15 protein-coding genes are annotated in these 23,108 nt (G+C 61.9%); 11 read left to right on the top strand and 4 right to left on the bottom strand.

The window, feature by feature from the left end:
• On the bottom strand, window positions 1-2,888 hold a 2,888-nt coding region (locus WC683_12975), incomplete at its 3' end, for a hypothetical protein (GenBank protein MFA4973519.1).
• 214 nt (window positions 2,889-3,102) lie between these two features.
• Here WC683_12975 and WC683_12970 point away from each other — a divergent pair.
• A complete protein-coding gene (locus WC683_12970; GenBank protein ID MFA4973518.1) occupies window positions 3,103-6,363 on the top strand; it encodes a hypothetical protein in 3,261 nt (1,086 codons plus the stop codon).
• A gap of 1 nt (window position 6,364) precedes the next feature.
• Here the strand turns inward: WC683_12970 and WC683_12965 are convergent, their stop codons facing one another.
• Window positions 6,365-8,995, bottom strand: coding sequence for a hypothetical protein (locus tag WC683_12965; GenBank protein ID MFA4973517.1), 2,631 nt, complete (start codon window positions 8,993-8,995; stop codon window positions 6,365-6,367).
• A 235-nt stretch (window positions 8,996-9,230) separates the two neighbouring features.
• Between WC683_12965 and WC683_12960 the strand changes: the two genes are divergently transcribed.
• From WC683_12960 to WC683_12915, 10 genes are all read left to right on the top strand, one after another.
• Window positions 9,231-10,427, top strand: coding sequence for an ATP-binding protein (locus WC683_12960; GenBank protein MFA4973516.1), 1,197 nt, complete (start codon window positions 9,231-9,233; stop codon window positions 10,425-10,427).
• Window positions 10,420-11,817, top strand: a complete 1,398-nt coding sequence (locus tag WC683_12955) for a sigma-54 dependent transcriptional regulator (protein MFA4973515.1) — start codon at window positions 10,420-10,422, stop codon at window positions 11,815-11,817. Before WC683_12960 ends, WC683_12955 begins: the two co-directional genes overlap by 8 nt.
• A 15-nt stretch (window positions 11,818-11,832) precedes the next feature.
• Window positions 11,833-13,254, top strand: a complete 1,422-nt coding sequence (locus tag WC683_12950; GenBank protein ID MFA4973514.1) for a sigma-54 dependent transcriptional regulator — start codon at window positions 11,833-11,835, stop codon at window positions 13,252-13,254.
• 24 nt (window positions 13,255-13,278) lie between these two features.
• On the top strand, window positions 13,279-14,664 hold the full coding sequence (locus WC683_12945; protein ID MFA4973513.1) for a sigma-54 dependent transcriptional regulator: 1,386 nt from the start codon (window positions 13,279-13,281) through the stop codon (window positions 14,662-14,664).
• Between the two features lie 33 nt (window positions 14,665-14,697).
• Window positions 14,698-15,036, top strand: a complete 339-nt coding sequence (locus WC683_12940; protein ID MFA4973512.1) for an STAS domain-containing protein — start codon at window positions 14,698-14,700, stop codon at window positions 15,034-15,036.
• Between the two features lie 2 nt (window positions 15,037-15,038).
• The gene (locus WC683_12935) at window positions 15,039-15,452 is read left to right on the top strand and encodes an ATP-binding protein (protein MFA4973511.1); all 414 of its coding nucleotides are present in this window, start codon (window positions 15,039-15,041) and stop codon (window positions 15,450-15,452) included.
• 17 nt (window positions 15,453-15,469) lie between these two features.
• Complete coding sequence (locus WC683_12930; protein MFA4973510.1) at window positions 15,470-16,708, top strand: GAF domain-containing SpoIIE family protein phosphatase; 1,239 nt, start codon at window positions 15,470-15,472, stop codon at window positions 16,706-16,708.
• A 19-nt stretch (window positions 16,709-16,727) separates the two neighbouring features.
• Window positions 16,728-17,939, top strand: a complete 1,212-nt coding sequence (locus WC683_12925; protein ID MFA4973509.1) for a folylpolyglutamate synthase/dihydrofolate synthase family protein — start codon at window positions 16,728-16,730, stop codon at window positions 17,937-17,939.
• Entirely contained in the window at window positions 17,923-20,589 is a 2,667-nt protein-coding gene (polA, locus tag WC683_12920) for a DNA polymerase I (protein ID MFA4973508.1), read from the top strand. Before WC683_12925 ends, polA begins: the two co-directional genes overlap by 17 nt.
• Window positions 20,590-20,650: 61 nt before the next feature.
• Window positions 20,651-20,932, top strand: coding sequence for a hypothetical protein (locus WC683_12915; protein MFA4973507.1), 282 nt, complete (start codon window positions 20,651-20,653; stop codon window positions 20,930-20,932).
• Window positions 20,933-20,995: 63 nt separating this feature from the next.
• Here WC683_12915 and WC683_12910 read toward each other — a convergent pair whose 3' ends face one another.
• Complete coding sequence (locus tag WC683_12910; protein MFA4973506.1) at window positions 20,996-22,036, bottom strand: PDDEXK nuclease domain-containing protein; 1,041 nt, start codon at window positions 22,034-22,036, stop codon at window positions 20,996-20,998.
• Window positions 22,037-22,272: 236 nt separating this feature from the next.
• On the bottom strand, window positions 22,273-23,108 hold an 836-nt coding region (locus WC683_12905), incomplete at its 5' end, for an FHA domain-containing protein (GenBank protein MFA4973505.1).

The following is a 23,108-nucleotide window of genomic DNA, read 5'->3' as shown; positions in this document are numbered from 1 at the left end:
TTTTCCGGCACCTTCTCCGGCGGGGCCAGCGGCCCGGGATAGGAGAGGGTGGAGGTGTATATTCGCCAGCCGTTGGTCCGCGCGTTCTCCGGCACGCCCGGATAGTCCTCGTACACGCCGCGGCTGCCGATCGGCAGCAGGGCGTCGTGTATCAGGCTTGCGTAGTCGAAGAGCCCCTCTTCGGTATAGTTCTGCGAGACCGGGTGCGTGTCCACGGCCCTGAATATTGCGGTGATTCCGTCGTTGGGCGTGGAGAGCGTCTCTCCGCCGTCGCTCGTCGTGATCGGCATCTCGTCAAACGGATCGAGTATCATCGCCCCTGTGAAGAGCTGTAGATCCGCCTGCGCCGGCTCCTTGCCGCTCGCTGCCTTCATGTCGTCGTACGAGGAGATGGCGGAGAGGCCGGGGAACTGCGGATTGAGCATAGCGGCCGAGGTCTGGGTGACCCTCAGCACGAACATTCCGGAGCGCGGCTCTATCGCGGCCAGCAGTGTTGCCGTGAACTTCGTGCGCTGCTCCGTGCCGTCCGGGTTTTTCATCGGCAGCCCGGCCGGGGTGAGGCCCACCGCCTCTATCGCGATCTCGCCTTCGAAGAGACGCTTGGCCGGCTCGCCCTCTTCGCGGTGGAAATCCACGCATCCCATCAGCGGCATTGTCGCGGTCGAGTATGCGCCCGGTGCGATGTCGAGTCCCGGCGGCGCGACGGACACGGGCTTAAGATTGAAGTCTTCGCTGATCAGCTCGCCGGTCTGCTCGTCTACCGTGGGGACCGAGCAGCGCATGCCCTTGCCGGCGGGCGGGTTCACCGCCGCTATCTCCTCAGCGGTGCCGAGCCAGCGGAAGTTGGCGCTGTCCGGTCCTGCCACGGATATCGAAGTCACGCGAATCGTGGATGACGCGGTGTCGGGCACGCGCAAAAAGAGCGGTACCGCGGCGTCCACGGTCTGGGCGGTGATCCCCTTGAAGGGGAATGCGCCGCCGGCCTCCGCCTGTTTGGTCCCTGTCGAAGTCTTGAAGTAGAGCTCCAGCGCCGGCGATTCGCTGATCGTGGTGGTGCCCGAGACTCCGGCGGTGATGTCGCCCTGGTCCGTCGATATCTTCAGTACGGCGCGATCCGTGACCGAGCTCCCCACGCCTGCCTGTTCGCCGTCCGCGCCGACGAGGTCGCTAGGCGTATATGTCACGACTATGTATGCGCTCAACTCCTTGTAGCCCGGCTGATACGGAGGCAGCGTCAGAGGGAGCGGGGCGCCCTGCGCGCTTCCGCCCTCGAGCGCCTCATTCACCTTGTCCTGGATTTTAGCGAAGTCGTCCGCCACGAACACCGCTCCTGGCGGCAGTTTGAACTGGCCGGTGGAGAGGCTGCCGGGCGCCTCCTCGATGACGATCGACTGTATGGTCAGGTCCTCGACTCCCTTGTTGCGCAGCGCGATCACCTGTTTCCGGCCCGAGATCAATACGTCCGACGAGCCGCTCAGGTCGATCGCGTACATGGGCGCGGCGTCCGGCTCCATGAGGTTGCACTGCGCGTCCACTTCCGCGAGAGGCTTGCCTTCGGTAGAGACCGGCAAGAGCTCGCACGCCGTGGTCACGGGGTCAGGGCAAGGCCCGCAGGCCGTGAATGCGGTGGAACCCTCGCACTGCAGTTCCGTGCACTTGAAGAAGCGCCGCTCGGCGTTGGCCGGGAGCGCGGCGTCGCCGATCTCGATGTCGTCGATGTCGGGGAGCGAGATCACCCCTTCCTCGTCCACCACGTCGAGCCCGCCGCTGCCGGATTTCGAGAGGGCGGTGGCCGTGAGCTGGAACGCGTCCGGCCCGATCGTTATGGTCTCGACCATGTTGCCGGGTTGCGCGTTCTGCGCGGTCGGCCTGAAGGTCGCCGTGAGTATGAATGATTGCTGTGGGGAGACCTGGCCCGAGAGCGGGATGGTGGAACTCAAGAGGAACGGGCCCTTGCGCGGCGGAATGGCTATGGTCTGCGCCTTGGCGCCGGCGTTTGTGACCTTGAATTTTGCGGAGGATTCGAAGCTCGGGCCCACGTCCAGGTCGCTCTCCGCCACGAAGGTGCCGCTTCCGATCTCCATCAGATTTCCGTCGGGGAGCGCGGAGAGGGTCTGCTGTCCTTCGGGCGATATGACGACCTTGTTCACCTCGAAGGTCTGCTCCGACTCGCCGCCGCACTCCGAGAGCGCGGGTGTGACTGCGCCGCGGAAGCTCGCCGAGAGCGATGCTCCCATCAGGTATTCGTCGGCAGCGTCGATGACGTGTCCCAGCGTGGTCGCGGTGACCAGCGCCATGGCGCCGGAGGCGTCGGGCGGAGAGCCCGAGATGGAGGGCAGGTGCTCCAGCTCTTCGGTGGCGCCGGTGGTGAGCGTCAGATCCGGAACCTCGCCCACGATACCCAGCGCGACTATGTAGAGGGAGAAGCCCTCGATCGTCATGTTGCCGGCGGAGTCCACGGAGCCGGTGCCGGTGTTGCCCTTCCCGTCTCCGTCGCCGCGCGCGTTGATCGTGATCGGCGCAGGCAGCCCGTGGCCCTCGACCTCCACGTCGGGGAACTCGCTGCCCTCTATCGTGACCGTGGAGCCGGATATGTGTATCGGGAACGCCCCGACCTCTGTGCAGAGCTCGTCGCCCTCGACCAGTCCCACCTCGATGTTAGTGCCCTTGATCTGCACGCACAGCTGCGAGGAGAAGGAGAGGGTGCACTGCCTGTCGGAAACAGAGGGCTGCGCCTGGCCGCCGTCTTCCTCCTCTTCGGAAGGAGGGAAGTAAACCGGCGTGTAGTCCTCGCCCCCGCATCCTGACAGAACGCAAACGACGAAGAGCAGGATGGCTGCGATGGTGAACCGCGGAAGCGCCTTCATTATATAAGGGGTCGTGTTCATCGGCTCCTTATCGGCGTTTCTTCCAGGAAGTTGCGTTAAATCCGCTTTCATGCGGCCGAGGGTGCCCCTGGCTGCGGGGGCCGGCAATATGCGGTGTTCCGGCGCCTTGCGTCATCTTTTTGACGTGTTGTGCCTTTTTTCCACGCAACTTTTGAGGATAACCTCCGACAAAGAGTCAGGCCAGGGCTCTGTGCCCTCGACTGCCCTTATTATGATGAAGAATGCTCGAATCATCGTCTTGCTGCTCTGCGCGGCCCTGCCGTTTGCGCCCTCCCGCGCACATGCTGGGCTTGGCGACATCTTGAGCCGCGCCGCGGGGCTGTGGAAGGGGATGAGCATAGGCGCACTCGCGGGCGAGACCGACCCTGCTCCGGAGCCTTCGGATGAACCTTCAGAGGAGCCCGGCGTTTCCACTATGCCCGGTCTCTGCCAGGTTCCGCAGGAGCCTGTGCGCATCGAGTGCGAGATCGGCGCAGGATTTTTGTGCGTGAGCACACCGCCGGGCAGCGTCGCTCAGAGCTCCTTCGTGTTGAAGGGCACGATCGACAGGCAGTCCTCAGTCCTGGCCAGCATCACGATATCCGCACAGAGCGAGTACACGAAGAAGAGCGCGATGGTGGATACCTCCAGCCCGGCCTCCAGCGGATGCTGGGACGCGGGTTATTCCGGCGCGCCGTTTTGCCTGGATGCAGAGGGCCGTTTCTCCGCCACGGTCGATCTGCCCGAAGCGGGGCCGTACACGATCTCGGTCGCGGCCAGCAGGATCGCGGGAAATTCGGAGGAGCGCAGCGTGAGGCTCTCCCGCGTCGTCGCGCCCGCCCTGACTTCAGGCGGCGTGACGCTCGATCCGGATGTGAAGACGCTGGCCTCCACCGACCTCTCGCACGTTAGGGTCTCCGTCTCGCTGCTGGGCGAGTGCCAGTTCTGCGACTTCATCGGCGCGGCCACGAACGGTGTTGCGGTCTCGGTCGAGAACGTGATCGAGAGTGAGGACGGCAACGTGCGGCGCATCGAGTGCGCCTCCACGGTGGAACAAGGCGGCCAGGGGAAATTCACGGTCGGCGTGCCGGTGGGCGCGGGCCAAAACTCCCTCGTGATAAAGGCGTGCAACGCGGCGACCGGAGCGAGCTGTCCCTCCGTCGGGCCGATAGTGTTCACAGGCACAGGGGCCGGCGAGACGGTCGACGGCATAACGTTCATATCGCCCGAGCCCATGCCCTCGTACGATTCAACGCGCTATCCCTCGCTCCCCTGGAAGTTTCGGATAGCGGGCGAGACCCAGTGCGTGGACGTGCGCTTCAACCGGCTGGCGCCCATCAGCGTCTGTCCGGATGCGCAGGGCGCGTATTCGCTCACCCTCAATCCGAGTACGGGGATAAACGTCGCGACCATAGCCTCCGAGGGAGGCATGGAGGAATACGCTTGGACCTTCGGCTGGGGGAGGATACTCTCTCCGCATGCGTCAGGCGAAGGGGACATGGACATACCCTCGGCGATAGAGGTCGCGCTGCCTGAGGACACCGTGCGCAACATCGTTCTTTCGCTTATCAACAATTTCCTCGCATCGGACGAGAGGGACGAGCTCATCTCCGAGATTCTCTCCGGGATGGACGGGACCTCTTCCAATGATTCCGGCGACTCCGTGGAGATACCGAAATGTTCGAGCGCCGGGATCGAGGGCTTCAACGCGAAGCTCAGGGGAGAACCGTCGCTGGGAGAGGCGGTGCTCAAGGGGCTTAAGTTCAAGAACAACGGCATGGCGCTCTCCGCGTCGCTTGAGGACCTTGAGATCGGCATCGATCTCGTGCCCGAGAAGGACCTGCCTCCGCTGCCGCTCATCGTCTCGTTCAGGAAGGCGCTGGCCGACCTCTCGATCGAGGACAAAGCATCGGGCGGCGAGCTGCTCATCCTGCTGGGCAGCCCGCACGACGATTGCGACTACAAGGCTGGCAGTTATTGCAACCATATCCCCGCGGCGCTGGTGCCCGAGAACCTGGTGGGCGGCGCGAACTCGTGGGGAGGATTCGTCAAGTGCGACATGGACCTCGCGCACGGCAAGGCGAAGGAGGCCTGCGCTGCGATCAACTCGCTCAACGCGCAGACCGGCGTGATAAACGAGAAGGTCCTGGACGCGGTCAACCAGGCGATCTACTGCGGCGGTTCATCCGCGCTGACAGGGCTCGTGAGGAGCGGCATCGACCTGCCCGCGATATCGATAGGGAGCGACGCCGAGGGCGGACTGCTCCCGAAGGTCAGCGTACCATTGAGGCTCATGCTCGACCAGGGACTCGGGCTTTCAAGCGACGGGATGCTCCTCGATGCATCGCTCTCCGTGGGCTCCGACGCAACTTACGCGCATACGCCCGCAGAGGCGCGCATCTCATCCGCCGGCGTGATCAAGGGGGAAGGTTTCGGCGCCGGATCGTTCGATAGCCCCTCTGACGCAACGGGCGATCTGGCAGCATCCCTCTCCCTGGACGCGGTCGGCGCGTTCATCTTCGCAGCCTCGGCGCAGGGGGACGGCAGGGCGCACAGGGGACTGATTGACATAGATGTGGACGAGGAGATGTTTAAGGAATTGGATTTTGATTTCGTGGCAGAGTGCGACGCATTCCAGTCGACGGAGGCCGAAGAGGAGAAGCCCACGCTCTGCCACATAAGGCCCAGGGTTTCCGAGATGTTCGGCACCGCCCTCACCACATACGGCTACTTCGAGGGCAACCAGCCGCTGCTCGTGGCTGTGCGCGCAAACAGGGCGCTCGGCGCCAGGATCGCCGCGGTGGGGATCGACGAGGTGCCGGTCGTGGCAAAGGGCGACGGCGGCGAGGCGGATGGCGGCTACGTGCCGACCGGAGCGATACTCTCGCTGGAACTGGGCGGGGCAGAGCTGTCCTTCTATGCGATCGAGATCGACGGCTCGGTGCCGCCCGATCAGTACGGCAACCCGAAGCCGCTCCTGGACGATGACGGGAATCCTGTGATCAAGTCCATGAGGCCCTCTGATCCGGATCCGTGGAACGGCCAGATCGTAAGTTTCGACTTAACGCTGCTCGCCGCGATCGAGCTGGGAGAGCTGGGGCCTGACCCTGAGGACGACTCTCAGTTCGCAATACCGCTGCGCGTCCTCTCGGACCGGACGAGGCTCGTGCTCACGCCCATGCCGGGGACCAACGCCACCACGGTGCCGGCCGCGGGTCTGGTATCGCAGCTCTCCGAGAAACTCTCGCTCGCCATCGCCGGGTTCTCCGGCGAAGAGGATGCGATCATGATCCCCATCCCGCGCGAGTTCGATATCTCGACGGACGGCGACAATCTCTTCGGCAAACTGGGGCTCGCGAACATCTCGTTCGGCGCGCAGGGCATCTCTCTCGACGCGGAGCCGGAGACAAACTCGATCACCGCCGCCATCTCAGCGGTGATCACACAGATCCTGCATATTGACGGAAAGTCGAAGACCTTCAAAGTCCCGGATTGATTTAGAACCTCAGGACCAGCTCGACCACTTCGTTCTCGCCGACGGTCAGGTTGACCCATTTCTTCAGCGTCACGTCCTGCTCATCGTCGACGTAGCTTGCTTCCACGTAGTATTTGCCCGGCTCGATCTCGAATATCTCCCAGTCGTTGGTCGTGGTGCCTTTCACGAGCTCGGTGTCCGAGCCGTAACGGAAGACCTTGAAGCCGCACGTGATGATCCTGTTGTTCGGGCCGCGCCCGATGATCTTGAGCTTGCCCGCGGTGAAAATCGCCTCGTGGCTCACGCTCTTGCCGTCCTCGATCTTGATGTCGCGGATCCAGATCATCGGCGTCACGTTTGCTTCGCCGGTCACCGGCGTCATGTCGACGGCGAGCGCGTCGTAGAAACCGGGCGACAGGTCGAATATCATCCAGTCGCCCGCCGGCGGCGCTTTGGCCGCGACTTCGTCGGAGCCGGACTTGTAGACGGTGAACTCGGTCCTGACCGGGAGCTCCTTCGCGTTGCGGCCGCGCAGGCTCAAGGTCCCGAGCACGAACTGCATGACTTTGGACGACGGCTGGTTGGCCACGACCGCGAGCCCGAATTCGGTCACAGAGGGTTTGGGCTCGAGTATCGATTTGATGCTGTAGGCCGTGACTTCATATGTGCCAGGCGGAATCGATATGTTGATCGGCGCGCCGTTGGGGGACGTACCCCTGACCATCTCGACCTTGGTCTCCTCGTCCTTGAGCACGAACTCGGCCGGCACCTTGTTCCCTCTCCCGTCGATCGCCGAGAGGGAGACTGTGCCCATCTCGAACATCGCGGTGAGCTCGGTGGTCTCCGCTGCTTTGATCACCACGCCGCCTATCTTGGTGCGGGGGTTGGCGACCATCTTGGGGTCCTCGCCCATCACCACGAGGTCGTAATTGCCGGGCGCGAGCTGCACGGAACCGCCCTCGGAGGGCAGGGCGCCGCTTGCGACCAGATCTTTGGAGCCGGACTTGTAGGCGTGGAAGATGAAGGGGATCGGTTCGCTCAAGGTCGTGATCCCCTTCAGGGCCAGGGTTCCCTTCTGGAAGATGAAGCTGAGCTTCGGCTGCTGGGTGTCGCTCACCTGCACGCCGAGCTCCACGACCGTGAAGGCTTCGGGTCCGGCCTCGACCATGTCTGCGGCCATGTCGTAGGTCCCGGCCGGCAGGAAGAACGTTACCGGAGCTGCACCGGTCTCGATGGCTGCGATCTGCGATTTGCCGCCGTCCTTGGTGATCTTGAAGATTGCGGGCACAGGCTGCCCGTCGCTCGAGAGGGCCGTGACCGTGACTTTTGCAAGATCGAAACTGATGACCTGCTCCACCTTGGTCGTTGAGAGGATCTCCACGCCCTTGAGCAGCTTGGAAGGTTTCTTTTCCTCGGGCGAGTCGGAGTATTCCACCAGTATGTCGTACGAACCCTGCGGCAGGTTGATCAGCTTGGTCCCGAGGCTCTTGCCGCGGCGCACGACCTTGTCGGTGCCGGCCTCGAAGACCTCCATGTTGAACGGAAGGGGCATGCCGCTCGCTTGCGCGGAGAGTTTGAGGTTGTACGGCACTGTGGAGTTTATCGCCTGGTCGAGGGCCGCGGCCAGCTCGGCCTCGTTGCGCGCAAGGAAAAACTGGCCGTCGGTCTTCTCGGAGATGCACGAGAGCTTCTGCTGATCCTCGGGAGAGACGTCGAATGCGACGACGTTCACCGCGGTCTTGGCCGGCCCGCCGGCGATCTTGAGCGCCTCTGCGCACGGGTCTGCGCCGCAGGTGTCCCAGCCGTCGGCGATCAGCACTATGACCCGATCGACGGGGATGCCGCTCGGGAAGTCGTCGCTCGCGCGCGCGAGCGCGAATGCGACCGGGCTCTGCCCTTTGGGTTTTGCCTTGTCCAGCGCGTTGCGGATCGCGTCGACGTCCGGCTCGCCCATGCCGGTCGCGACCTCGGAGTCTTCGCAGTCGTTGTCGGCCGTGTCCGAGCGGGAGCCGAAGAGACGGACCGCTATGTTTCTCGGGAACTCCCCCTGTTGCTGGCGCATCTCGTGTAGGACCCCGTAGAGCGCCTTGCGCATGATCTCGAACTTGGACTCCTGCGCCATGCCTAGCGGGGCGGACATGCTGCCCGAGGCGTCGACCAGGATGTCGACGTTGGTCTTTGCCGTAACGATCTTGGGCTCGTATTGCACTGCGGTCGGCGCCTGCTCCGCCTTCTCCTCTTCATCGGCTTTGAGCTCGGGTGCTGCGAGCGAAGACACATCTCCCTCTATCTTTGCCGCAGGGACCGGCATCTTGCCTGCTGCGGCCGAGGGGGGCTCGGAAAGCGGCGGGGGCGAGGGGATGGTGACAGGGCCCTTTGGTGGCTCCGCGACTTTTGGGGGTTCTGCGGCGCCCGGCACGGTCCTGGGACCGAGGGGCGGCGGTTCCTCCGGTTTCTTCACCTCTTTTGGAACGGGTGTTGCGGCAGGGGCCAGGGTCGGGGCTGCGACCTTTTGCTTCACCTCCAGCACGGTCTGTTTTTCTTTTGCCTTGGATTCCTTCCCGGTCTTTTGGGGTCTTCCGCGGCAGCCGACTAGACATGCCGTTATGATGAAAAAGATGACTGCGATCGCTGTGGCTCTGCTTCTGCCCATGATTATGGAGGACATTAGCACATGAAATTACTTTTGAAAACGCTCTTTGTGAAAAGGCGGGGAGGCTTCTCTTTCTGAAAAGAGAAGCAACCCCAAGGGGTTAATATTTACCCGGATCGGTGGGTAATAATTGCATGATGTCAAAAAATTAGAGGGGGTGTCAAAAAATCGCTAGTGTTTTGAGCGACATTTAATTATCTTGCTGAATACATTGAGAAAAGGGGGCTTTGATTCGATGGCTAATCCGCATGACAGCCAGGCAAATCTGGAGTCGTTGGCCCATGACGAGCTTTTGAAAAAGGCCAAGATCCTCTCCGAGCGCGTAAAAAAGCTGGAAGAGCTCGTGGAGATAATATCCCGCGGCAAGTACATGTGGGAATCGACCTTCGACGCCATCACCTCGCCTGTTCAGATCGTGTCGGAGGAGTTCGAGATACTCAGGGCCAACCTTTCGCTCGCTGCCTCCTGCGGCAAGGACATCGCCGCCGTCATCGGGATGAAGTGCTACGAGGTCTTTGCCGGAAGGGACTCCCCATGCAGGGGGTGCCCTCTTCCACAGGCGATCGAGTCCGATTCGCAGAGGGCGGCGTCGCTCGGCAACGAGATATCGAAGCACGAGTACGAGGCGAGCGCGTACCCCCTCGCAGCGGGGTCTGCGGAGCAGCGCCAGGCGGTCATGCATTACCGGGACGTGACCGAGGAGTGCAGGCTCCAGCGCGAGGTGATCCAGCAGGAGAAGATGGCCGCCATAGGTATGCTGGCCGGCGGCGTTGCGCACGAGATCAACAATCCCCTGGGCGGCATACTCGCGTTCACCCAACTCATGAAGCGCGACGCCAAGGACGACGCGTCCCTGCTCTCCGACCTGGTGGAGGTCGAGAACGCCGCAATCAGATGCAAAAAGATCGTGAGCGACCTGCTCGATTTCTCGCGCGTCTCGAAGGAGCGCGACCGCAAGCCGGTGGACGTCAACGTGCTCCTGGAGAACGTCTTCCCATTCCTCCAGCGCGAGATGCGCTCGCTGAACGTGGAGCTCAAATTCAAGGGGCGTCCCGACATGCCTAAGGTGACGGCTTCGCCCGACAGGATCCAGCAGGTCTTCATCAATCTCCTCACGAACGCCTGCCACGCCATGCCCAAGGGCGGCCGGCTCGACGTCTCGACGGGCATCGAGGATAAAGGCCGGACCGTGGTGGTTCGCATGAAGGACACCGGCATGGGGATGCCCAGGGACATCTGCGATCGCATATTCGATCCCTTCTTCACAACCAAGGAGCCGGGCAAGGGCACCGGGCTCGGGCTCTCGATCAGCTACAGGATCGTGAGGGACCACGGCGGCGAGATCACCTGCGAATCGATCGAGGGTGAGGGCACGGAGTTCGTCATACGCCTTCCGGCCTGCGAGGAGGGCAAGGGGGAAAAAGATGGCTAGGATCCTCATAGTCGACGACGAGGTGGCGATACGCAAGGCGCTTGAGAGGTTCCTCGTCGGCCTCAAGTACGACGTCTTCACGGCCAAGGACGGCGATGAAGCGATCTCCATAGCCGAGAAGGAGATGGTCGACCTGGCCCTCGTGGATCTGGTCATGCCGAAGATGGGCGGCGTGGAGTTCATCAGGCGTCTGAAGAGGGCCCAGCCCGCTTCGGTGTCGATAGTGCTCACGGGGTTCGGCACGATCACCTCTGCGGTCGAAGCGATGAAGGCCGGGGCGTATCATTATCTCACGAAGCCGTTCGAGCTCGACGACATCGCCGCCCTGATCAGCACCGCGCTCGAGCACAGGCAGCTCAAGGAAGAGAACAGGCTCCTGAAACGCGAGCTGCACGAGAAGTTCCGCTTCGACAACATAGTGGGCCGCAGCGACGAGCTGGCGCAGGTCTTCGACCTCGTGGAGAAGGTCGCCGCCACCGATTCGACCGTCATCGTCACGGGAGAGAGCGGCACGGGCAAGGAGCTCGTCGCGCGCGCGATCCACTACAACAGCCCTCGTAAGGACAAGCCCCTCATCGTGGTCAACTGCGCCGCGATCCCGGAGGAGCTGCTGGAGAGCGAGCTCTTCGGCCACGTGAAGGGCGCCTTCACCGGCGCCGTGTCGACGCACGCCGGACGATTCGACGCTGCGGACCGCGGCACGATATTCCTGGATGAGATCGGCGACATGAGCCTCAAACTCCAGGTGAAGGTGCTGAGGGTGCTGCAGGAGCAGCGCTTCGAGCCGGTCGGCTCGACCTCCACGCACGAGGTCGACGTGAGGATCATCGCGGCGACGAACCAGGACCTCGAGCGCGCGGTCAAGGAGCGGCGCTTCCGCGAGGACCTCTACTACAGGCTCAACGTGATACCGATACACATACCTCCCCTCAGGGAGCGCAGGGACGACATACCCCTGCTCGTAGGCCATTTCATGGAGAAGTACGCGAAGGAGGCCGGCGGCAGGGTCAAGGGCGTGACGCAGGCCGCGATGGAGAGCCTCATGTCGTATTCGTGGCCCGGCAACGTGAGAGAGCTCGAGAACCTCGTAGAGAGGCTCGTGGTGCTCAAGAAGGAGGAGACCATCGACGCCGTGGACCTGCCGGAGAAGATCACCGGCGCCGTCTCTCCTCAGTTCGCAATGAAAACGGAGGCCGGGGAGATCGAGATCCCGGACAAGGGCCTCTCCTTCAAGAGGGCGGTGAGCGACTACGAATCCAGCCTCATCATGGGGGCGCTCAAAAAGACCGGCGGCAACAAGAACAAGGCCGCGAGCCTTCTGCGCCTGAACAGGACGACTCTCGTCGAGAAGATAAAGAAGAAGGGCATGGAGCAGGGCGAATCCGAGTGAGGGCTGCGATAAAATATGTCCAAGGAAAAGAATCTCCTGATTGTCGATGACGACCCCGCGATAGCGAAGGTCTTCGAACGCCTGTCGCGCGATCGCGGCTGGAGCTTTTCGGTGGCGCGCAGCGGAGAGGATGCGCTGGAACAGCTCAACGCGCAGATATTCGAGGCGGCGGCGGTCGACATAAAGCTCCCCGGCTTGAGCGGCCTGCAGCTCCTGGACCACGCCAAGAAGAGCAACATACCGACCGAGATCGTGGTGATCACGGGCTTGGGCTCGGTCGAGACCGCGGTCGCCGCGATGAAGAACGGCGCTTACGACTACATCACCAAGCCCTTCGACGACATAGAGCGCGTGGCGATCATGCTCGACAAGGCGATGGACCGTTTCCGCATGGCCCAGAAGCTGAGGCAGCTCGAGCGGCGCGCCCCCGACGACGTCTCATACGAGGGGATACTCGGGAAAAACCGCCGGATGCAGGAGATCTTCGACGCCATCGAGAACATCGCGCCCACCACCTCCACGGTCCTCATCACCGGCGAGAGCGGCACCGGCAAGGAGCTGGTGGCGCGGGCGATACACGCGAGGAGCAGGCGAAGCGACAAGGCATTCGTGGTGATAAACTGCTCCGCGATACCGGTCTATCTGCTCGAGAGCGAGCTCTTCGGCCACCGCAAGGGTTCGTTCACCGGCGCGATCGCCGATAAGATCGGCCTGTTCGAGGAGGCGGACGGCGGAACGATCTTCCTCGACGAGATCGGCGAGGTGCCTCCGTCGGTGCAGGTGAAGCTTTTGCGCATCCTGCAGGAGGGCGAGATAAGGGCGGTGGGTGACGTCGACGTGCACCACGTGGACGTGCGGCTCATCACCGCGACGAACAGGGATCTGGCTGTCATGGTGCGCGACGGCAGTTTTCGCGAGGATCTCTTCTACCGCATAAACGTCATAAACCTGGGCCTCCCTCCGCTTCGCGACAGGCAGGACGACATCCCGCTGCTCGCGTTCCACTTCCTCAGGAAATACTCCGAGAGGATGAAGAAGAAGGTGGACAAGATCTCCGTGGATGCGCTCCAGGCCCTCCAGAGTTATTCCTGGACGGGCAACGTGAGGGAGCTGGAGAACGTGATCGAGAGGGCGGTGGTCCTGGCCGGGCAGGAGACGATCGCGGCGCAGGACCTGCCGGCGAAGCTCCTCTCCGAGTCGTTCTATCTCATGAACGAGGAGAGCGGCGCGGACTTCGCCAAGTTCAACTATCAGGAGGCGAAGCAGAGGGCCATGGCCTCGTTCAACCGGGCATATATCTCCGCGACGCTCAAGGAGGCGCACGGCAACATCTCGTTCGCCTCCGAGAAGGCGGGCATGGATCGCTCGAACTTCAAGAAGCTGATAAAGAGGTACGGCATAGACACGAGCGAATATCGGGGCGAGGCCGAGGAATAGCCGTAAAGCCCGGAAGGATCCGCGATGGGAAAGAGCTCGATCTTCGTGCTTCACGACGGAAGGGAATTGCCGAAGGTTCTCGGCGCGGCGTTGCACGCCGCCGGGCTTGCATGCACGTTCGCGGAGACCAGGGACTCCGGATGGGACGCGCAGCTCGGCGCGGTCGACTGCGGGATCGTCCTGCTCGAGGGGAAGGACGCGAGCGGGGCGCCGCTGATGGTCGAGAGGATGCGCGGCAGGGACGACAACCTCCCGGTCATAGTCGTTGCGAGGTCCGGATCGCTCGAGGATGCGGTGCTGGCGATGAAGGCAGGCGCGTACGATTATCTGACCCTGCCGGTCGACGAGGAGAAGCTCAAACACTCCATCGGCAACGCGATCAGGCTCTACAGCCTGACGAAGAGGGTGTTCCTGCTCGAGAATCAGATGGGCTGGAGGCGCGGCCTCGACGACATGGTGGGCCACAGCCGGGGTATGCAGGAGATCTACTCGATGATCTCCATGGTGGCCAAGAGCAACGCCACAGTGCTCATCACCGGCGAGAGCGGCACCGGCAAAGAATTGGTGGCGCACGCCATCCACAACCACAGCCAGAGGAAGGGCCGCACGTTTCTCGACATCAACTGCGGCGCGATCCCGCGGGAGCTCCTGGAAAACGAACTCTTCGGCCACGAACGCGGCTCGTACACGGGCGCCGACCGCCGATATCTGGGCAGCTGCGAGCGCGCGGACGGCGGCACCCTGTTCCTCGACGAGATCAGCGAGATGGATCCTCTGCTCCAGGTGAAGGTCCTTCGCTTCCTGCAGGAGCGGAGCTTCACGAGGGTGGGCGGCACGGAGTCCATCAAGGTGGACGTGAGGATAATCACGGCCACGAACCGCGACCTCGCCAAAGATGTCGCCGAGGGTCGTTTCCGCGAGGACCTCTACTACAGGCTGAATGTGGTTCCGATCCACCTGCCTCCCCTCAGGGAGAGGCAGGAGGACATACCCATGCTCGCCAAACATTTCCTGGACAGATACTCGGCCAAGAACGAGAAGATTTTCCTCGATTTCGCCCCGCAGGCGATGGACATGCTGATGAACTACGGCTGGCCGGGGAACGTGAGGGAGCTCGAGAACATCATCGAGCGCGTGGTGGTGCTCCACAACGACAGCCGGGTGAAGCCCCAGCACCTGCCCGGGAATTTCAAGCAGGGCGGGGCTCCCAGGGCTGTCCCGGACTTGCCGCTGGAGCCGTCCATGGCGCCGCTGGACGGAGGCAAGATCATACCGCTGGAACTGGTGGAGAAATATGCTATAGAGGCTGCATTGAAGCGGTGTCTGGGGAACGTGAGCGAGGCCGCCCGGAAGCTCAAGATCGGCCAGGCCACGATGTATCGGAAGATAAAACAATATGGGCTGAAATAACGGACGGCCCTTCAACATCGAACGGAGGCATAGATGAACATCGAGGTGAAACAACAGGGAGATATCCAGGTCATGCACTGCGGAGGCAGCCTGGACGCGGACACTGTGACGTCATTCAAGAAAGTGGCTTACGACCTGGTCGGCGCCGGATCCACGAGGATAGTCATCGACTGCGCCAATCTCACTTTCATCGATTCGATGGGCCTGGGAGTCCTCATATCGCTGCTGCGCAGGGTGCGCCAGCGCAACGGCGATGTGAAGGTCGCCTCGCTGTCGGACGAGGTGAAGACGATCTTCGAGGTGACCAGGCTCCATCGCCTCTTCGAAGTCTGCGCCGACTGGAACACGGCCGTGAGAAAGTTCGACAAATAATAATGCCTGCAGAGGGTGTGTTCAGCTGCGCGTTGACCATAAAGAGCGACACGCGCTATCTCTCTTTCCTCCGCCAGTGGGTCGATGCGGCCGCCGCCGCCGCAGGCCGAAGGCTCGGGGGGCGCGCCAGGGTCGCGCTGAAGCTTGCGTTGGTCGAGGCGGTGGACAACGCGATATTCCACGCGCACGGAGGCGACGGCCGGATCCCGATCAAGGTCGAAATCACCTTCAGGGACGATGAAGCTACGGTCCAGGTGGTTGACACGGGGCGCGGGATCGGACACCCTTCCAAAATTCTCCCCGGCCTCATGTCCGACCACGGCAGGGGGCTCTTCCTCATGAGGAGCATGATGACGAGCGTGCGGAGCAGGGTGAAGGACGGCAGGCACTCACTGAGGATGAAACTCGCGATATGAGTTCAGAAAAAACACCCATGGATGCAGTGTTCGCGCTGAGTCAGGCGATCGCCCGGGCGGCCGATCCTGCCCAGGTCTACGACCTCGTGCTGGGCGAAGTCGTCCGGTCGCTGGGCGTGGAGAAGGCCTCGATCATGGCCTACGACGCGCAGAGCGGGATGCTCAGGATCGCGGCGGCGCGCGGGATGGACGAGAAGGTGATGCAGAGCGCCGTGGTCAAGGTGGGCGAGGGGATATCCGGCCGCGTCTTCGCCAGCCACGAGCCGCTGCTCATCAACGACATCCAGGCCTCCGAGACCGGGCCGGGACGCGATCGCTACCGGACGCGCTCCCTCATGTCGGCGCCGGTGACCTGCTTCCCCATGAAGGTGGGCGAGGAGTCTCTCGGCGTGATAAACGTCACGGATCGCAACGACGGCAGGCCGTTTACGAAAGAGGACCTCAAGCTGCTCACCACGCTCACGAACCAGGCCGCGGCCTACATGCACATACTCAGGCTCAGCGAAGAGCGCGCGGAGAACGAGAAGCTTCGCCAGCAGCTGGAGATCGCGCGGCAGATCCAGTACAGGCTCCTGCCCATCGAGCCGCCCTCGCTGGAGGGGCTGGACGTCGCGGGCAGGCTGATCACGGCCGAGCGCGTGGGCGGCGACTACTACGACTGTTTCGTCACTCAGGCCAAGCGGCCCTCGTTCGTGATCGCCGACGTATCGGGCCACTCCATCGGCGCCGCCCTGATCATGGCCGCGTTTCGCTCGGCGATAAGGGCGCAGCGCGATGCGGAATATTCGCCGTCGATGCTGGTGCAGAGGATAAACTCGATCCTCTACGAGGACCTCTATCAGTCGGAGCAGTTCATAACCATGGCGTATATGCAGTACGTCGGCTCCAGGCGCATGATCCAGTTCACCACGGCGGGCCATCCCGCGCCGCTCGTGTGGAGGGCCGCGGACAAGAAGTTCGAGGACGCGGGGACGGAGGACCCGATACTGGGGCTGGAGCCGCTCAGCGTCTTTCACGAGAAACAGATGGTGGTCTCGTCCGGCGACGTGATCCTGCTCTATACGGACGGGATCATCGAGGCCGGAAGGCGCGGGGGGGAGCGTTTCGGCAGGGAGAGGCTGATGGAATGCCTGAGGGATGCGGTGGTCGGCAACGCGCGCCAGATAGCGGACGTGGTCGTCGAGAGCGCGCAGTCCTTCTCCGACCCTGATCCCCTGCGCGATGACGCGACCGCACTGGTGATCAAAATTTTGTGACGAAATATCGGGGGATATCTTGGACTACAGACAGACGTTGACCTATCTGGATTCGCTCCAGCCCAATGCCATGAGGATGGAGCTGGGGCCGGTCACCGAGGCCTGCCACATCATGGGCGATCCTCAGCAGGGGCAGAAGAGCGTGCACATAGGCGGCACCAACGGCAAGGGCTCGACCGCCGCCTTCCTCTCCTCGATCCTCGGCAAGAGCGGGTACCGCGTCGGGCTCTATACCTCGCCTCACCTCATAGACGTGAGGGAGCGCATCCAGATCGACCGCCGGATGATGAGCGCCGAGGAGTTCGCGAGCGCGCTCACCGAGATAAGGGGCTCGCTGCCGGACGAGAGGATGCTCACCTACTTCGAGATGCTCACTCTCGCCTCGTTCATGCACTTCTCCAGGAACAAGGTGGACGTGACGATCTACGAGACCGGAATGGGCGGCCGGCTCGACGCGACGAACCTGGTCGAACCGCTCGCGGTCATCATCACCCCCATAGCGCTGGACCACACGAGATACCTGGGGACGACGCTGAAGGAGATAGCGCGCGAGAAGTGCGGGATAATAAAGAGGGGGGTGCCGACGGTGGTGGCGTACCAGCCCCCCGACGTGATGGAGACGATCCGCAGGGTCTGCGACGACGTGGGGTCGCCGCTGGTGCTCGCGACCCCGGACACGATCAACACGCCGCTCGGCCTGGACGGCGAGCACCAGAGGCAGAACGCGGCCTGCGCCATGGAGGCCGCCGACATACTCTCGGGTTTGGGTTTCAAGATAAAGGATATGGAGGATGCGCTCGTCGAGACGCGCTGGCCCGGCCGCCTGGAGAAGGTCCGGGAGAGGCCCACGGTGATCCTGGACGGTGCGCACAACGTCGCGGCCGCCGAGACCCTGGCCTCGTACGTGCGCTCCCGGATTCCGCGCGAGCGGGCGGTTCTCCTCGTGGGGATTTTGGCGGACAAGGACGTGGCCGGGATCATGAGGCAGCTGGCGCCGCTCTTCCGCGAGGTCGTCTGCGTCAGGGCCCCCTCCGACAGGGCCGCTTCGCCCAAGGACCTGGCCGCGGTCGCCAGATCTTCGGACGTGAAGATAAGCGTGGAGGAGGAGGTTTCCTCCGCCCTGGAGAAGACGCTGGGCCGCATGGCCCCGGAGGATTCCCTCGTGGTCTCAGGGTCGCTCACGGTCGTGGGCATGGCCGAGGATTTCTTCGCACATGGCAAAAAAGCCTAAGACACTCTTTCTCATCGACGGTGCGAACTACGTCTTCCGCGCCTATTACGCCATACGCTCGCTCGCCACATCGAAGGGACAGCCGACCAACGCGCTCTACGGCTTCACGAACATGCTGCTCAAGCTCATGCGTGAGCACGGCCCCGACTACGTGGCGATATGTTTCGACACCGCCGAGCCCACATTCCGCGACGAGCTGTACGTGGAATACAAGGCCAACCGCGAGGCGCCGCCGGACGACCTCGTCCGGCAGTTCCCTTACGTGGAGCCGATCGTCGACGCCCTGGCCATCCCCGCGGTCAAGAAGCCGGGCTTCGAGGCGGACGACTTGATCGGCACCCTCGCCCGGAGGTTCGCCTCCAGCGATCTCAATGTCGTCATAGTCTCCGGCGACAAGGACCTGATGCAGCTCGTGGGCCCAAATGTCCGCATACTGGACGAGATGAAGGAGCTCTGGATAGGCGAGGAAGAGGTGAAGGGGCGCTTCGGCGTCTCACCGGGCAGGGTGGTGGACGTGCTCTCTCTCGCCGGCGACGCATCGGACAACGTGCCGGGCGTGCCCGGGATAGGGGCAAAGACCGCGTCGAAACTCATCGCACAATACGGCTCGCTCGACGAGGTCCTGGCCCAGGCCGACCGCATAGATGGCAAGGTGGGGAAGGCCATTGCCGAGCATACGAAGGAGGCCCTGCTATCAAGGCAGCTGGTCACGATAGATACGGACGTGGAGTTAAAGCTCGACTTGAAGGAGCTCGAGAGGGCGGAGCCTGATCAGGCGAAGATGCAGGTGATATTCAAAGAGCTCGAATTCACGAGGTTATTGGATCAGCTCGCCCCGCAGTCATCCATCTCGTTTGCGAAATACCGCCTGGTGACTGAAGAAAAAGCTTTAAATGATGTTGTTAACAATATAATAAATAAAGGTGTTTTATCGATTGATCTTGAGACTGACTCCCTTGATCCCATGAGGGCCAACATCGCCGGTTTTGCGCTGGCCTGGGAGGAGGGGTCGGCGGTCTATGTGCCGGTGGGGCACACAACACTCCTCTCTCAACAGCTTCCCTATGACATGGTCGCGCAGGAGATAGGCGCCCTTTTGAAAGATGGCCACATAAAGAAGATCGGCCAGAATCTCAACTACGACCTCACGATCCTCCGGAGGCTTGGCTTCGAGGTGCAGGGGGTCGATCTCGACACCATGCTCGCCTCGTATCTCATAGACCCCTCTGAGAGACATGGGCTCGACCCCCTGTCCAGCAGGCACCTGGCCCACACCACGATCCGCTACGAGGAGGTGGTGGGGAAGGGCGCGAAGCAGAGGCTCTTCACTGAGATGGACCCAGAGGAGTGCCGCGACTACGCGTGCGAGGATGCGGACGTGGCCCTCCGGCTGAGCAACATATTCCGCAGGCGCATCGAAGAGGAGAAGCTCACTGACCTCCTCTATAATATGGAGATGCCGCTCTTGCATGTGCTCGTGGATATGCAGATAGCGGGCATGCGCATCGATTCAAAGATGCTGGCCGGGCTGGGCAAGGAGTTTCAGGAGGAGCTGGATCAGCTCGAGGTCAAGATACACGCCCTGGCCGGGGAGGAGTTCAACATCAACTCGCCGAAGCAGCTGGGCGAGATACTCTTCGAGAAGCTCTCGCTCCCGGGCGGCAAGAGGACCAAGACCGGTTTCTCCACGAGCCAGCAGGTGCTGGAGGATCTGGCCCATCGCCACGAGCTGCCCATGCTCGTGCTCAGGTGGCGGCAGCTCGGCAAGCTCAAGTCCACGTACGTTGACTCCCTGCAGGAACTCGTGAACCCCGCGACAGGCAGGGTGCACACCACGTTCAATCAGGCGACCGCTGCCACAGGGAGGCTCTCCTCCTCTGATCCGAACCTGCAGAACATACCGGCGCGCACGGACGAAGGGAGAAGGATCAGGGAGGCCTTCATAGCCGACCCCGGCTTCGTGCTCATCTCCGCCGACTACTCGCAGATCGAGCTTCGGGTGCTCGCGCACCTCTCCAAGGAGGAGGCCCTGATCAAGGCCTTTGCAGAGGGGCGCGACGTGCACGCGCTCACGGCCTCCGGCATATTCAAGGTCCCGGTGGACAAGGTCAGCCGCGAGCAGCGGGGCGTGGGCAAGACCGTCAACTTCGCCACGATCTACGGTCAGACCTCATATGGGCTGGCTCAGCAGCTGGACATCTCGCAGGGCGAGGCGGCCGACTATATAGAGAACTACTTCGCCAAGTATCCCAAGGTTGCGGCGTATCGCGACGAGGTGATAGAGCGCGCGCGCAAGGAGGGCAGGGTGGAGACGATCTTCGGCCGCCGCCGCTTCTTCCCGGACATCGCGAGCACCAACGGCCAGCTCCGGCAGATAGCCGAGCGCATGGCATTCAATACGGTCTTCCAGGGGAGCGCGGCGGACATCATCAAGATCGCCATGATCGAGGTGCATGAGAAACTCTCGCAGGTATCGAGGGAGTCCAGGCTCCTGCTCCAGGTCCACGACGAGCTCGTGATCGAGGCGCCGGAGAAGGACGCTGAGCGCGTGCGCGACTTCTTGAAGAACGCGATGGAGCAGGCGGCCAAACTCGACGTCCCCCTCGTGGTCGACACAGGCACAGGCCCCAACTGGGCCGCAGCACATTGAATGTCACCCTGAGGCGTCGCATGTGCAGGGCGAAAGTGAGGACACTTTCGCTGTCGATAGCGTGATCTACGAGTGCTCCATCAATTATGGAAAGGTGCTGGAGAATCTGGGTCAGACTCTCTATGAGATGGAATCGAAGGAGGGAATGTCTATCGATCTGGAGGCCTCTCGCATAAGGGAGCAGTTTCAAGAATGTAAGATGAACTTATTCCGGCTTGTCGCAAAGAGATTTGGGTCGCTCGAGCGACTGTCGTCATTCAACGCTCACATGGAACGTCTCAATATCCTGGAAAATGGAGAAGTGTATCTGACCGTGAAGATGACCGCTTCCCAGGATCAATGAGGGCAATGCCCTAGCAAACGATTCGGCCCCGCGAGAGCGGGGCCTTTTTTTGTGCCCGCGCTATCAAGGTTTTTCTTCCAGTGCGCTTTCAAGGTTTTCGATGGACGGCAGCGCTGCTTTGAGTTCTTTGGGAAGCGCCCTGGTAAGCCTGTAGGCTGAGACCCCGATGGGCTTTCGCATGTCCCGCAGCGCATACTCAACGACCAGCTTGTTTTTTGATTTGCACAGGATGAGACCTATCGTCGGCCTGTCGTGTGGATGTCTCATGAGTTCATTCACCGCGGACAGGTAGAAGTTCATCTTGCCGGCATGTTCCGGCGCAAAGTCTGTGGTCTTGAGGTCTATGACGACAAAGCAGCGCAGGCGCAGATGGTAGAATAAAAGGTCTATAAAATAATCCTCGCCATCGACTTGTATTCGATACTGGCTGCCTACGAAGGCAAAACCTGAACCGAGTTCCAGTAAGAATGATCGCAGGTGGATAAGAAGCCGTTGCTCAAGTTCGCGCTCGACGGCTTCTTCGCCGATGCCCAGGAAGTCGAAGAGATAGGGGTCCTTGAATATCTGCCTGGCGAGATCCGACTGGGCAGCCGGCAGGGTCGAAGGGAAATTGGACTGTACCTTCCCTTGGCGCTGGTACAAACCGCTTTCGATCTGATGGACAAGTATTGCCCGCGACCATCCATTCTCGATGGTCTTTTGCACATACCATTCGCGTTCATCGCCTGACTTGATCTTGTCGATCAGGATGCAATGGTGAAACCATGGTATTTGTGCAGCAACCTGCTGCACAAATACGGTGTTTCGATAGGTCTCGGCAAAGGCACGCATGTATTTGATATTCCTGGGAGAAAAACCCTTTAACTCAGGGAAGGCATGCCGGAGGTCGGCCGACAGGCGGTCGATGATCTTTGCACCCCAGCCGGCCTTTTCCTGGCGCGTGAGTATCTCGTTTCCGATATGCCAGTAGAGAAGGACGAGTTCCCTGTTTGCAGCGAGGCCGGCCCGGATCTGAGCCTTGCGGATTCGCTCTTTCAGCTCGCTTAGGAACGAGATGTATTCTTCTGGCAGCACGGACATCTTGCCCGACGGCTTAATATCCATTCATCATCTTCGTAAGCAAGAAGCGTGCCGGACAAATTCCTGTAATTTTCAGATGTTATTCAGGTTACAGGGTGCTGTGTTTCTGTGCAGTGATGCAGCGATTTCGTGCACCTGGGGGGTATTGAGCGAGAAGAGCGCGCCGACCCGCTCCGTCTGCCGAAGCAAAATCTGGCACATTGATAATAAAAAAGGCCGGGATTGCTCCCGGCCTTTTGAATTCCGTACATTGCGTTTTCTTACGTCTGGTACTGCATGATGCAGTCGCCGATGCGGATCTCGTCCCCCTCCGCGAGCACGTGCTCCTCGATGCGCTCGTTGTTCACGTAGGTGCCGTTCGAGCTGTTGAGGTCCACGATCACGTACTCCTTGCCCTGCTGCTGGACCTGCGCGTGCTGGCGGCTGACCTTGGCGTCCCGGATCGCGATGGTGCTGGATTCCGCGCGGCCGAGCGAGACCATGCCTTTGAGCGGGAATGTGGCGCCCGCGTTGTCGCCGTTGATGATGACGATCCTGGCCTGGCGGGGGGGCCTCGTCTTTGCGCTTCCCGACGCGCCCTTGGCCGTGGTGGATTTCTCTTCGAACGTGGGGTTGGTCTGCTCTGAGGCCGTGGCCCCGAAGTAGTTCGGTCCCGTCTCCTCGATGAGATAGCCGGACTCGTCGGTCGCCGGCTCCATCTCGTGCGGTGCGGGAGTGAGCCCGGAGAGCTCGCCTTCCTCCACCGCCTCATGCGGCGCGTGCGCCTCGTCCTCCGCGAAGAGCCCTTCCTCTTTGAAGAGCGCCTCATAGCGATGGATGTTGCTGTTGACCGAGGATAGGATGGTCTCGAACTTGCTTATCCTTTCCTGCTCCTCTCTGGCCTGCGTCTGGTACTCCTCGTCGGAGAACTCCCCCAGGGTCCTGCGGAATTTGATCTCCTCCAGGCTGTGTTGATGGACCTTCAGGTCCTCGGCGATCTTGTTGCGGGTCTCGTAGAGCGCGGCCAGCTCGGTGTCGACCTCTCCCTTCTTCTTCATCACGGCGTCGGTCGCGACCTTGAGCCTGCCTTCGTAGTCGGCGTGCACCCTCTCGTAGA

The organism is bacterium (assembly GCA_041648665.1).
Classification (GTDB): Bacteria; UBA10199; UBA10199; order 2-02-FULL-44-16; family JAAZCA01; genus JAFGMW01.
Note: the sequence above shows the minus strand (reverse complement) of the source record. Positions and strands in the feature narration are given on the sequence as shown.

Excerpts from the sequence above, each read along its gene's own strand:
- WC683_12970 (MFA4973518.1), top strand. The coding sequence starts at position 3,103 with ATGAAGAATGCTCGAATCATCGTCTTGCTGCTCTGCGCGGCCCTGCCG.
- WC683_12965 (MFA4973517.1), bottom strand. The coding sequence starts at position 8,995 with ATGGGCAGAAGCAGAGCCACAGCGATCGCAGTCATCTTTTTCATCATA.
- WC683_12960 (MFA4973516.1), top strand. The coding sequence starts at position 9,231 with ATGGCTAATCCGCATGACAGCCAGGCAAATCTGGAGTCGTTGGCCCAT.
- WC683_12955 (MFA4973515.1), top strand. The coding sequence starts at position 10,420 with ATGGCTAGGATCCTCATAGTCGACGACGAGGTGGCGATACGCAAGGCG.
- WC683_12950 (MFA4973514.1), top strand. The coding sequence starts at position 11,833 with ATGTCCAAGGAAAAGAATCTCCTGATTGTCGATGACGACCCCGCGATA.
- WC683_12945 (MFA4973513.1), top strand. The coding sequence starts at position 13,279 with ATGGGAAAGAGCTCGATCTTCGTGCTTCACGACGGAAGGGAATTGCCG.
- WC683_12940 (MFA4973512.1), top strand. The coding sequence starts at position 14,698 with ATGAACATCGAGGTGAAACAACAGGGAGATATCCAGGTCATGCACTGC.
- WC683_12935 (MFA4973511.1), top strand. The coding sequence starts at position 15,039 with ATGCCTGCAGAGGGTGTGTTCAGCTGCGCGTTGACCATAAAGAGCGAC.
- WC683_12930 (MFA4973510.1), top strand. The coding sequence starts at position 15,470 with ATGGATGCAGTGTTCGCGCTGAGTCAGGCGATCGCCCGGGCGGCCGAT.
- polA (MFA4973508.1), top strand. The coding sequence starts at position 17,923 with ATGGCAAAAAAGCCTAAGACACTCTTTCTCATCGACGGTGCGAACTAC.
- WC683_12910 (MFA4973506.1), bottom strand. The coding sequence starts at position 22,036 with ATGGATATTAAGCCGTCGGGCAAGATGTCCGTGCTGCCAGAAGAATAC.